Annotated in this window: 15 protein-coding genes; 13 read left to right on the forward strand and 2 right to left on the reverse strand. The window is 49.3% G+C overall.

From position 1 onward, the window contains the following. Window positions 1-145: 145 nt before the first annotated feature. Window positions 146-406, reverse strand: coding sequence for a hypothetical protein (locus BM058_RS03530; RefSeq protein ID WP_090925648.1), 261 nt, complete (start codon window positions 404-406; stop codon window positions 146-148). A 147-nt stretch (window positions 407-553) separates the two neighbouring features. On the opposite strand from BM058_RS03530, the gene BM058_RS03535 reads away from it, so the two are divergent. The 4 genes from BM058_RS03535 to pheA all read left to right on the forward strand — a co-directional run bounded on the left by BM058_RS03535 (window position 554) and on the right by pheA (window position 3852). Further along, window positions 554-1084, forward strand: a complete 531-nt coding sequence (locus BM058_RS03535; RefSeq protein ID WP_090925649.1) for a Spo0B C-terminal domain-containing protein — start codon at window positions 554-556, stop codon at window positions 1082-1084. 9 nt (window positions 1085-1093) lie between these two features. Then, window positions 1094-2374, forward strand: coding sequence for a GTPase ObgE (obgE, locus tag BM058_RS03540; RefSeq protein WP_090925650.1), 1281 nt, complete (start codon window positions 1094-1096; stop codon window positions 2372-2374). A gap of 95 nt (window positions 2375-2469) precedes the next feature. After that, window positions 2470-2922, forward strand: coding sequence for an ACT domain-containing protein (locus BM058_RS03545; protein ID WP_090925651.1), 453 nt, complete (start codon window positions 2470-2472; stop codon window positions 2920-2922). A gap of 45 nt (window positions 2923-2967) precedes the next feature. Continuing rightward, window positions 2968-3852: a prephenate dehydratase gene (pheA, locus tag BM058_RS03550; protein ID WP_090925868.1), complete on the forward strand. Its 885-nt coding sequence runs from the start codon at window positions 2968-2970 to the stop codon at window positions 3850-3852. A gap of 340 nt (window positions 3853-4192) precedes the next feature. On the opposite strand, the gene BM058_RS03555 is transcribed toward pheA, so the two are convergent. Next, window positions 4193-4735 carry a transcription repressor NadR gene (locus BM058_RS03555; protein WP_090925652.1) on the reverse strand — a complete coding sequence of 181 codons (543 nt, stop codon included), beginning with the start codon at window positions 4733-4735 and terminating at the stop codon, window positions 4193-4195. Between the two features lie 190 nt (window positions 4736-4925). On the opposite strand from BM058_RS03555, the gene safA reads away from it, so the two are divergent. The 9 genes from safA (at window position 4926) to tgt (ending at window position 12109) form a co-directional block, all read left to right on the forward strand. After that, window positions 4926-5873: a SafA/ExsA family spore coat assembly protein gene (gene safA / locus BM058_RS03560; protein ID WP_090925653.1), complete on the forward strand. Its 948-nt coding sequence runs from the start codon at window positions 4926-4928 to the stop codon at window positions 5871-5873. A 93-nt stretch (window positions 5874-5966) separates the two neighbouring features. Beyond that, the gene (locus tag BM058_RS03565) at window positions 5967-6692 is read left to right on the forward strand and encodes a YhcN/YlaJ family sporulation lipoprotein (RefSeq protein WP_090925654.1); all 726 of its coding nucleotides are present in this window, start codon (window positions 5967-5969) and stop codon (window positions 6690-6692) included. Window positions 6693-6862: 170 nt separating this feature from the next. Next, window positions 6863-7612 carry a YebC/PmpR family DNA-binding transcriptional regulator gene (locus tag BM058_RS03570; RefSeq protein ID WP_090925655.1) on the forward strand — a complete coding sequence of 250 codons (750 nt, stop codon included), beginning with the start codon at window positions 6863-6865 and terminating at the stop codon, window positions 7610-7612. Window positions 7613-7672: 60 nt separating this feature from the next. Further along, a complete protein-coding gene (locus BM058_RS03575) occupies window positions 7673-7957 on the forward strand; it encodes a BofC N-terminal domain-containing protein (protein WP_090925656.1) in 285 nt (94 codons plus the stop codon). Between the two features lie 74 nt (window positions 7958-8031). Further along, window positions 8032-8634, forward strand: coding sequence for a Holliday junction branch migration protein RuvA (gene ruvA / locus BM058_RS03580; protein WP_090925657.1), 603 nt, complete (start codon window positions 8032-8034; stop codon window positions 8632-8634). A 29-nt stretch (window positions 8635-8663) separates the two neighbouring features. Beyond that, window positions 8664-9668 (forward strand): Holliday junction branch migration DNA helicase RuvB, encoded by a 1005-nt coding sequence (ruvB, locus tag BM058_RS03585; RefSeq protein WP_090925658.1) that lies wholly within the window; start codon window positions 8664-8666, stop codon window positions 9666-9668. Further along, on the forward strand, window positions 9661-9879 hold the full coding sequence (locus tag BM058_RS03590; protein WP_090925659.1) for a DUF2905 domain-containing protein: 219 nt from the start codon (window positions 9661-9663) through the stop codon (window positions 9877-9879). Before ruvB ends, BM058_RS03590 begins: the two co-directional genes overlap by 8 nt. A 53-nt stretch (window positions 9880-9932) precedes the next feature. Then, a complete protein-coding gene (gene queA / locus BM058_RS03595) occupies window positions 9933-10982 on the forward strand; it encodes a tRNA preQ1(34) S-adenosylmethionine ribosyltransferase-isomerase QueA (protein ID WP_090925660.1) in 1050 nt (349 codons plus the stop codon). Then, the gene (gene tgt, locus BM058_RS03600) at window positions 10970-12109 is read left to right on the forward strand and encodes a tRNA guanosine(34) transglycosylase Tgt (RefSeq protein ID WP_090925661.1); all 1140 of its coding nucleotides are present in this window, start codon (window positions 10970-10972) and stop codon (window positions 12107-12109) included. Before queA ends, tgt begins: the two co-directional genes overlap by 13 nt. Window positions 12110-12159 lie beyond the last annotated feature (50 nt).

Raw genomic sequence — 12159 nt, forward strand, 5'->3', positions numbered from 1 at the left:
AAGGAAATGTAAACGATAAAAATATCCATCCCGCTCCGACTGCGAAGAAGGCCTTCCCAATTGGGAAGGCCTTCTTCATGTACCGGATTACATCCCGGTTTCCTTTTTCCACTTCAAGTTCCGGACATCTCTCAGGCGCTTTTGTTTACTGCTGATTCTGCTGAACCTGCTGCAGGTCCTGCTGTGCTTGCTGCAAGTCCTGCTGAGCCTGTTGAAACTGCGGTTGAGCTGTCATGCTGGTCTGCTGCTGTCCAGCCTGCTGTAATTGCTGCTCAGCCTGCTGCAGCTGCTGCTGGCACTGCTGCAGTTTCTGTGGATCGTTTCCTGCATTCTGCATATTCTGTTTGGCCTGTTGGATGGCCTGCTGTGCCTGCTGCATCTGTTGATTCTGGTTTTGTTGTGTCATCTAAAATCCCTCCAAGATTGTGGATTTAGTGAAGCACTACGTAGTGTGACCGTACTCGCTCAAATTATGCATGATGATGCTGAAAGACAATCGGTATGATACAATATACTATACCTTCGACAACGGCAGAGCAGGAGTGTAAAACGATTGGATGAACATAGAGAGCTGGATATTCTAAGACATGCAAGGCATGACTGGATGAATATCATACAGATTATAAAAGGTAACCTTTCCCTGAACCGGACGGACCGGGTGGAGGAAATACTAAACGAAACGATACGCAGATCCGAGCATGCAAGCCGCCTCACGCGCCTTGAGGTGCCAAAGACGGCACTCTTTGTGTTGTCGTTTAACTGGGAACCGCACCGATTTTCGCTCGATGTGGAAGTGACCGGAGAACCCCGGGATTGTTCAAGACTGGATGAATGCTGGCATGAAATACTTTCCTCGTTTGCACGTGAACTCGATGCGGCTGCCTCTCCGGGAAAGGACAATCATCTGCTGATTACGATTCACAGCGAACAGGAGCCCTACGTTGAATTTGATTTTCAGGGAAGCCTTGAAAACCGTTCTGCCCTTCGGAATTGGATTGCTGTTTATTCGGACACCGGCAGATGCCGCATTGACCATGTTATCTGGAATGAAAAGGAATTAGTCTTTGTATTGACAAGTGAATGAGGTGAAATCATGTTTATAGATAAAGTAAAAATATACGTAAAGGCCGGTGACGGCGGCGATGGTATGGTCGCCTTCCGTCGTGAAGCGTATGTCCCGGACGGTGGACCTGCCGGCGGCGACGGCGGCAGAGGCGGCAACATTGTTTTTGAAGTGGATGAAGGTCTGCGGACGCTGATGGATTTCAGGTACCAAAAGCATTTTAAGGCAAAACGGGGCGAAGACGGCCGTTCCAAAAATCAACATGGAAAAAACGCAGAAGACCTGGTTATTTATGTGCCGCCGGGTACGACGCTGCGGGATAGTGATACAGGTGATGTTATCGCGGATTTAACAACCCATAAGGAACGTTTTACCGCTGCCCGCGGAGGAAGAGGCGGTAAAGGAAATACCCGTTTCACAACCCCGGCCAATCCCGCGCCGGAAATTAAAGAAAACGGGGAGCCGGCTCCGGAACGCAACATTGAACTGGAACTGAAACTGCTTGCTGATGCAGGTCTTGTAGGTTTTCCAAGTGTTGGTAAGTCTACACTGCTGTCGGTCGTTTCAGCGGCTAAACCTAAAATCGGCGATTACCACTTTACTACGATACAGCCGAACCTTGGTGTGGTGGAAAGTGAAAACGGGAACAGCTTTGTCATGGCTGACCTTCCCGGTTTGATTGAAGGAGCCCACGAAGGCACAGGGCTCGGTCAGCAGTTTCTCCGCCATATTGAACGTACTAGAGTTATCATTCACGTCGTTGATATGTCCGGGTTTGAAGGAAGAGATCCGTTTGAGGACTACGAGATGATAAATGAAGAGCTGAAACAATATAACATGCGCCTGCTGGAACGTCCCCAGATTATCGCGGCCAATAAGATGGACATGCCCGGGGCTGATGAGAATCTGGCTGTATTCCGGGAAAAGATCCCGGAAGAAGTGAGTGTGTATCCCATTTCCTCCCTCACAAAAGGGGGATTGACCAATATGCTGAGAGAAACAGCCGAACTTCTGGAACAGACACCTGAGTTTCCGCTGTATGAAGAGCAGGACGAATCAAAAGTGGTGTACCGTTATCAAAAATCTGAAGCGCCATTTACGATTACACGGGCGGATGACGGGGCATTCGAGATTTCCGGAGCAGAAATCGAAAAAATCTTTAAAATGACGGATATGACAAAAGATGATTCGATTAATCGTTTCTCCCGAAAAATGCGGCAGATGGGAATCGATGAAGCACTTCGGAAGAGAGGGGCCGAAGACGGCGACACGGTTCGTCTGCTTGAATTTGAATTTGAATTTATTGAATAATGACGTGGTCCCGGTTTGTTTTAAAAATGAATGCAGCGCGGTAAAGAACGCGGCCTTTCTACTGCGCTGATTTCAATCCGCCTGGTGGTGAACGGATGACAGAGAAAATCGACAACTTTTATTTGGTCAGGCAGGATATGCTGACGGAGGCGATGCAGAAAACACTGGAGGCGAAATCGCTGCTTGAAAGCGGAAAAAAGCAGAAAGTAGCAGATGCTGTTCATTCTGTTGACTTAAGCAGAAGTGCGTTTTACAAGTACAGGGACGCTATTTTTCCTTTTCACACTGTCATTAAGGAAGAAATCATTACGCTTTCGATTCAACTTACCGACATTTCCGGCTCGTTATCCACGCTGCTGCAGGAAGTGGCAAGGGCGGAATCAAATGTGCTGACCATCAACCAGACCATACCGCTGCAGGGGAGAGCAAATGTAACGCTCACCATTGATACATCGGCACTGCGGATGGAAATCCGGTCCCTTGTGCAGCGTCTTGAGCGGATGGATGCGGTGGAGAACGTGGAGATTGTCGGCTCAGGATCGTTATAGGAAGAAGAACAGTTCGCAGTAAGGAGTGGAGAGTTCGATATGACAATGAAAGTTGGGTATCTTGGTCCACAGGGATCATTTACGGAAGTGGCGGCAAAGGCGGTAATGCCGGATAGTGAGCGGAGCTCCTTTCCGACAATACCTTCCTGTATGGAAGCTGCGGCAAAACAGGAAGTGGACATAGCGGTGGTTCCGCTTGAAAATGCGATTGAAGGTTCTGTCAACATGACACTCGATTACTTAATTCACAAGCATGAACTGCCGATTACAGCGGAAGTGACCGTGCCAATTGAACAGCACCTGCTCGTTCATCCCGGCCGTGACAAGAATCTGGATCAGATCACTGATGTTTATTCCCATCCTCAGGCTATTGCACAGTGCCATGAATTTATTCAGCGGGAACTGCCGAATGCAAGTATTCATTACACGAATTCCACAAGTGCTGCTGCTCTTGAAATTCAGGAAAATCCAGATCGAAGTGCTGCCGCTGTGGCCAACCTCCTGGCCGCCCAAACCTACGGATTAACTCCGGCAAAACAAAATATTCATGACTACGGAAATAATCATACCCGTTTTGTTTTGGTTTCTGATTCAAAAAAGGAGCCGGTATTAAAAGAAGCAAAAACACATAAAACGACCATGGTCATTACATTGCCGTCTGATTATTCCGGAGCCCTTCATCAAGTGTTGTCGGCTTTTTCATGGAGAAAGCTGAATTTGACGAAAATCGAATCAAGACCGATGAAAACCGGCATCGGGAATTACTTTTTTGTGATTGATGTGGAAAAAGAGATGGATGAGGTGCTGCTTCCAGGTGTCATTGCTGAAGTCGAAGCCCTCGGCTGCGGAGTACGGGTGCTGGGAAGTTACCCCTGCCTTCTCTCTTCAGACATTGATAACACAAACAAAAAGGAGCTGTCCCCTAAATAGGGGCAGCTCCTTTTCTGTAATATAGAAAATTTACCCCAGGCAGAAGCGGAAGGCGGCGACGCCATTTCAGCAGTTCGCCGGCTAAAACCGGTCACGTCCTGTGACCAACGCCGGCACTAGAACATCCTGTTCGTCGAAGCAGCAGCCGAAGATCCCATCAAACGGCGGTTTTACCGTTTGATGTAGCTGAGGCGCTGCCCGCGGCAAAGAAGACACGGTGAGCCCCAGCGAACCGATGTCGCCCTTGTGCTCTGGAGTGCAAGCGTCCGCCTGCAGCGGATGCCTTAACGTTTAACGGCTTTTGATACAGCCCCCTTTTCATTCATGCAGCGCGGCAGGTTCAGGTCAGTAAAAAGCCATCTTCATAAAGAGCCTGTTTAATTTCTTCGATGACAGCGTCTGATCCTGCTTCCAGCGTGTGCATGTGTGTTCCATCAGTTAATTCGGAGAGCAGTGGTGCGTTGGTTTCCTGCAGACTTTCAGTGAACTTTTTGACGTCACGGCGGCTCGAGAGCATCAGCGGCGCAGAGATATCGCCGTAGAAAGGGTGTTCAATCGACACATCGATCACCCGTGCTCCGTGATCGACCATGATGTATAGTTCATTTTCTGTCCTGTGTAAATCCGATGAGTGAAAGCAGGCAATCTGGCGCCGGACCCGGTGCTGCTGCGGCTCCGAAAGCATGACATACCCCTGCGAAGTAGCAAGAATAGGGTGTTCTTTTGCTTTTAGCAGCGATATATCCTGAACGATCACCTGCCGGCTGACGTTGGTCCGCTCCGCCAGATCATTTCCTGTTATCGGATTTGACGTGTCCTGCAGCCACTCTAGAATCAACGACCTTCGCTGCTGCCCTGGTATTTTATCGGATTGATTTCCCATTGCCGTTTCCTCCATTACATAAATCTGACTGTTATTTTACAGCAAAGGTGCCGGTATGAACAGCCGCACCGAGTAATTGTGCATATCAGGTATATTTTGGGCATATGCTTGCTGTAGATAAGACGTTCGAATAAAGAACTGACAAACAAAACAGAAAAAGATTTTTGGATGATGGTGAAGGAGGAAAAACATGCAGATTCATATTGCACAAAAAGGTGATACCTTATGGAAGCTGGCGCAGCAGTACAATGTTTCATTTGAAGAAGTCAAACAGGCGAATCATCATTTGGCAGATCCGAATCAAATTATGCCGGGAATGAAAATAAAAATACCGGCGAAAAGTGTGCAGGTAAAAAAAGAAGAGCCAACGTCTGGTCAGCAAAAAGAAACCCAGCAAAAACAGGAGACAATGGAAGAGAATATGAAGCAGCCTTCCGGACAGCAGTCGAACGTCCCGCCCATGTACCAACCGGCCCCAATGCCTTCTCATCCTAACGCGCCGTCGTCAGAAGAAAATCATTATAATATGAATGTTCATTTTTATCAGCAGGCCGAAAATCAAAAGCAGAACGAACAACAGAAAAAAACCGAATCTCCATCATCACAGGGCGGTCCGAAAAAACCCGAAGATGTAATGCAGCCCCAGATGAAACCACCTAAAATGCAGCAGAATCCAGCGGCAGCCGGAGCTCAAATGGCAGAAGAGAACATGGCAGGTAAGTCAGGGCCGGGTCCGTGCATGTATATTCCAGTGGTGCCGGTTATGCCGCCTTGTCCTCCGTCCGGCGCCGGACACCCGCATTCATTCTCTCCTGTGATGCCGTCTCCGTGCTCTGGTCCGGATATGCAGCAGCAGATGATGCCTATGGCGCCTCCGCAGCAAATGCCGGGAATGCCGATGCCTCCTTCTCCAAACGGTATGGAAATGGGTTGGATGCCGCATTCCGGACAAACGGAGGGAATGATGCCTTCTGGTATGATGCAGTCTGGAAATGAAAACAGTGCCGGTAAAAAAGGGGAAACAGACGAAAGAAATCAATACACCGGAAATGGTTCAGGTTATGCTGAAACACCGGAACCATTCGGAAACGGCCCGTATTCGCCGTGGATGAATCCTTATCTGCCGCCGCAGTCATAAAGGGCTGAGGTAAAGTACTGCCGTTATTACCTCTAAATAACAGTGTAAAATCGCCTCCTTGAGCCAAACTAACAGGTGAAAGGAGGTTTTTTAATGAAGAAAACAGCGATCACATTGACAGCCTGCGCACTTATCGCAGGTGGTTTCACCGGCTGTGGCAATGCCGAAGAAAATCAAGGCGCCGCGCCGAACCGGTACAATACAAATACGAACTACGATCAGACCGGTTACAATGATCAAGCCAACCGACGCGGGGAAGGTCCAATGACGGATATGATGACTGAAGACGACCGGATGCAGGGCGGTGCCGGCAACTATGGACGAAATAATACTGATAATGGCTACCGTGGACAAATTGGTGACCGTCCCGGCATGGTAGGTGAGCGCGGTATGCTGAATTCGCGGAATGTCAATGACGGTGCTGCTGATAATACTGCCGAAAATCAGAACATGAATAACAATGGTGGTGCTGGAGGAAATAATGGGCAGGCATCGGACATTGAAAATCAGGTGGAAAACATGGAAGGAATCGATGACGCGCGCGCCATCGTCCATGGAAATGATGTCGTAGTCGGCATTGATACACCGGAAGAAGGCAAAAAGGCAGAGCAGCTTGCCGGCAAGGTGAAGAGCAACGTTTCATCTAAAATGAACAACAAAAATGTCCATGTAACCCATGATGCCCAGAAATTCGGCGACATTCAGGAACTTGGGGATAATATGGAAAACGGCAACGGTCTCAATGAAGCGGGCGATACCATCAATGATATGATCAACGATATCGGAGATGCAGCAAGCAGACCATTTGAAAACAGCTAACCAAAGGCAGAGCGTTCCACCCTCAGGAAGCGGTGGAACGCTTTTTTCATGAAACCGCCCACACATATCTTCATCAAGAAAAGAGTCCCGTTTTGTGATGCCTCCTTCCTTCAATGTTTCCGTTGAATATGCTATATTTTATAAATGGATAGAAAGAGGAGGAATGAACAATGGCAGGACATTCCAAATGGCATAACATAAAAAGAAGAAAAGAAAGCCAGGATGCAAAACGCGCAAAAGTATTTACGAAGTTGTCGAAGGAAATATTCGCCGCGGTTCGGGAAAGCGGAGATGATCCTGATACGAACCTTCGTCTGCGGATGGCCCTTACGAAAGCAAGAGCGGAAAACGTACCGTCGGACAATATTGAACGTACGATAAAAAAAGCTTCCGGGGAAGCCGGAGCCGTAGATTACGAAGCATTTACGTATGAAGGGTACGGCCCGGGTGGTGCAGCGGTACTCGTGCAGACGTTGACCGAAAACAAAAACAGAACCGTATCGGAAGTCCGGCATGCTTTCTCCAAGCATGGCGGCAATCTCGGGGAGAATGGCTGCGTTTCGTTTATGTTCAACCGCAAAGGACAGTTGATCATTGAACGGGACGAAGAAATGGATGAAGAGGAATTCACTCTTGAAGCCATTGAAGCCGGTGGCGAAGAAATTGATACCGATGAAAACTGGTTCTATATCCAGACAGAACCGGATGATTTCGAGGAAGTGAAAAAAGCACTTGAAGAAAAAGGTTATACCTTCTCCAAAGCGGAGATTATTTTGTTTCCGGATGTGAATACCACCTTAAACGATGAGCATGCGGAGAAAATGATGAAACTTATTGATGCGCTTGAAGATAACGATGACGTGCAGAATGTGTATCATAATTTTGAAGTGGAAGATGAGCAGTTAGCACGGCTTTCATAATTCAGGGAATAAACCCTCATAAGAGCGGGCAGGCTGTCCAGAAAAAAAGGGTTGATTTTCTTGAACAAAAAGACAATAGGTGCAGCTTTATGCTTTTTTCTACTGCTTGGCTCAGCCGCCGCATTTTTTCACGAGGAGTCCTTTACCTCGTCTGACAGTAAAGCAGAGCCTGCCCGTTATACACTGATTCTGCAACAGGAAATGCCGGATGGAGAAATGGTGACGGAGAAAAAAATCGAGACGGTGTGGTCAGTGGAAGATTTCTGGATGAAATATAGAGACTGGAATGTCGTGGACCAGAACCAGGAAGAAATTATACTGCGCCGGCCTGGACATAGGAAATGAACTGGTTTCTATCCGGCGGCAATTCTGCTATGATAGAAGGAAAGCATGTTCGGCAGGAGAAGAGGGAATGACAGTTGATTGAATTTTTGCGGGGAACGATTGTACACACAGAACGCGAAACGTTGACGCTTGAGGTAGGAAGCACCGGCTATCTGATCTACTGCGCCAATCCCTTCGTGTTTGACAGACAGGAAGAAGAGGTCACCATTTACACTTATCAATACGTAAAAGAAGATGTCCTGAGACTCTACGGTTTTCCAACACGTAAAGAACGGGGGCTCTTTGAACAGCTGCTGCAGGTATCGGGCATCGGCCCGAAAGGTGCACTGGCTGTTCTTGCTGCCGGCGCACCGGCTCAGGTCGTGCAGGCAGTGGAAGAAGAAAACGAAACCTTTCTTGTGAAATTCCCCGGCGTGGGAAGGAAGACAGCCAGGCAGATCATTCTCGATCTGAAAGGGAAACTGACGGACGTAATGGACGAAGATACATCAGGCACCCTCTTCCACGCGCAGGCGGAGGAAGAAGGGTCCAATGAGGCACTTGAGGAAGCCCTCGAAGCATTGAAAGCCCTCGGCTACGGTGAAAAGGAAATCGAAAAAGTAAAACCGGCGCTTAGGCACGAACAGTTAACGTCGGATGAGTATGTAAAAAAAGCATTGCAGTGGATGCTTTCCTAAACTGATAAGCAGCAGGTGGTGCTTCAATCATGGACGAACGAGTCGTATCCCAATCGGCATATGCCGAAGACGATGCCGCCGAAAACAGCATACGGCCGCTTGATTTCAGCCAATACATCGGTCAAAAAAAGGTAAAGGACAACCTGGAAGTATTTATTGAAGCGGCGAAAATGCGGGAGGAAAGCCTGGATCATGTCCTTCTTTACGGGCCTCCGGGTCTTGGAAAGACCACCCTGGCCATGATTATTGCACAGGAAATGGGGGTGCAGATCCGCACGACTTCCGGGCCGGCCATAGAAAAACCGGGCGATCTGGCTGCTGTATTGACCGCCCTCGAGCCGGGGGATGTTCTTTTTATCGATGAAATCCACCGGCTTCCGCGCTCGGTGGAAGAAGTACTGTACCCGGCGATGGAAGATTTCTGCATTGATATTATCATCGGAAAAGAGTCAACGGCGCGGTCTGTCCGGCTCGACCTTCCCCCTTTTACATTAATTGGTGCGACGACCAGAGCCGGGATGCTTTCTTCCCCGCTGCGTGATCGCTTCGGCGTGCACTCCAGACTTGAATATTATAATGAACAGGACTTATCACGCATTGTGACCCGAAGCGGTGATATGATGGGGGTTGCCGTAGAAGAACAGGCCGCCCTGGAAATGGCGAGACGGTCGCGCGGGACGCCGAGAGTGGCAAACCGTCTGCTGCGCCGCGTCCGCGACTTTGCACAGGTGAAAGGAGCAGACGCGATATCGCTTGAAGAAGCGGACTCGGCACTTGAGAACCTGCAGGTCGACAGACTCGGTCTCGATGACATCGACCATCAGCTTCTGCATACCATTATTGCAAAGTTCCGCGGCGGACCGGTCGGGGTGGAAGCTGTCGCCGCCTCCATCGGGGAAGAAGCGAGTACGCTCGAAGATGTATACGAGCCCTACTTAATGCAGATTGGTTTTCTCGTTCGCACGCCAAGAGGCCGGATGGTGACAAACCTGGTCTATGAACACCTCCAGCTGGAGGTGCCGGGCCGTGAATGACATTCCAAAACTCCTTATCGGCCTCGGGATCGTGCTCGTTCTTACAGGCCTGATCTGGCAGGTCGGCGGAAAATATATTCCGCTTGGCAGACTGCCGGGAGACATTATTATAAAAAACGAAAACACGAGCTTTTACTTCCCGATTGTCACATGTATCGTCGTGAGTATCGTCTTGTCTCTGGTGTTTTATATTATCGGGCGTTTCCGGTAAACCAGTGCTGTTCAAGCCGTGTATGGAGAGACAAAAGTGAGGTATGAAAGATAATGAATGTGGAGGATTTTAATTTTTCGCTGCCGGAAGAACTGATTGCCCAGACCCCCCTTGAAAAGCGGGATGCGTCCCGGATGATGGTACTGGATCCGGAAGCCGGGAAGACGCACCATGACTCGTTTCGAAGCATCCTGGATTATCTGGATGCAGGCGACTGTCTCGTGCTCAATGACACCCGGGTGCTGCCGGCGCGGTTGTTCGGGGAAAAAGAAACAGGCGGCCGGGTCGAAGTGCTGCTGTTGAAACAGGAAGAACAGGATGTCTGGGAAACGTTGATCAAGCCGGCCAAGCGGGTGAAACCAGGAACCGTTCTGTATTTTGGAGGAACGAAGCTGAAAGCCGAGTGCCTGGATACGCTGGACCATGGCGGACGGCTGCTCCGCTTCAGCTATGATGGCGTTTTTCTTGAAATTCTCGAAGAACTCGGGGAGATGCCGCTGCCGCCTTATATCAAAGAAAAGCTGGAAGATCAGGAACGGTATCAGACTGTGTTTGCAAGAGAAGAAGGCTCTGCCGCCGCTCCGACAGCCGGCCTCCATTTTACACAGGAGCTGCTTGGCGAAGCGAAGAACAAAGGGGTGCACGTGACAACCATTACGCTGCACGTCGGCCTTGGTACGTTTCGGCCGGTCGAGGCGGAAACGGTTGAGGACCATCACATGCACGCCGAATTTTATCAAATCAGCGAGGGAACAGCTCTGCTTTTGAATGAGACGAGGGAAAATGGTGGAAAGATTGTCGCAGCAGGTACCACATCCGCACGGACACTGGAGACGGCGGCCGATGAGAACGGCAGGTTTGAGAAAGTATCTGGTTGGACGGATATTTTTATTTACCCCGGTTACACGTTCCGCGGTATGGACGCGCTGCTTACTAATTTTCATCTGCCGAAGTCCACGCTCGTTATGATGGTGAGCGCATTGGCGGGAAGAGAATTTCTGATGGACGCTTATCAGGAAGCTGTCCGGCAGCGTTACCGCTTCTTCAGCTTCGGGGATGCGATGTTTATTATGAAGGGAAGTCAGCATAGATGGCAGCAGTAACATATGAACTAAAAAAGACATGTAAACAGAGCGGGGCGAGACTCGGTACCATCCATACGCCGCACGGATCTATTGAGACCCCGATGTTCATGCCGGTCGGCACTCTTGCCACGGTCAAGACATTGAGCCCGGAAGAACTGGAGGACATGAACGCTCAAATCATTTTGAGCAATACGTACCATTTGTGGCTCCGGCCGGGCGAGGATATTGTGCAGGAAGCAGGCGGACTGCATTCGTTCATGAACTGGGACCGTCCGATCTTAACTGATTCCGGAGGGTTTCAGGTATTCAGCCTCAGTGATTTCCGCAATATTAAAGAAGAGGGAGTTCATTTCCGGAATCACATCAGCGGGGAAAAACTGTTTTTGTCTCCGGAAAAAGCGATGCAGATTCAGAATGCGCTCGGCCCCGACATTATGATGGCACTTGATGAATGCCCGCCTTATCCGGCAGAAGAGTCCTACATGAAAGCTTCGGTGGAACGGACGTCGCGCTGGGCGGAACGCTGCCTTGAAGCCCATCAGAACAAGGACAGCCAGGGATTATTTGGCATTATTCAGGGCGGAGAATATGAACATTTGCGCAAACAATCGGCAGATGATTTGATTTCGCTTGATTTTCCGGGTTATGCTATAGGCGGACTTTCCGTTGGAGAACCAAAAGATGTGATGAACCGGGTGCTTGATTTTACGACCCCGCTGCTCCCGGACCACAAGCCGAGATACCTGATGGGCGTCGGTTCGGCGGACTCTCTTATCGATGGAGCCATCCGGGGAGTGGACATGTTTGACTGTGTGCTGCCGACCCGCATCGCACGTAATGGAGCCTGTATGACAAACCATGGCCGCCTCGTTGTACGTAATGCAGCTTATGCAAGGGATTTCAGCCCGATTGACAGGGATTGTAACTGTCATGTATGCCGGAATTATTCCCGCGCGTACATCAGGCACCTCATCAAATCCAATGAAACATTCGGTTTCCGTCTCACGTCCTATCATAATCTATACTTTCTGCTCGACTTAATGAAAAAGGTGCGGGAAGCGATTATGGAAGACAGACTTCTTGATTTCCGGGAAGAATTTTTCGAGCAGTACGGATTTAACCGGCCGGATGCAAAAAACTTTTAGCTTATCCTTCAGGTTCTGTGTTAGCCTGTACTATAGGGAAGTAATGGAAG

It is taken from the genome of Salibacterium qingdaonense (assembly GCF_900114715.1).
In the GTDB taxonomy this organism is placed as follows: domain Bacteria; phylum Bacillota; class Bacilli; order Bacillales; family Marinococcaceae; genus Salibacterium; species Salibacterium qingdaonense.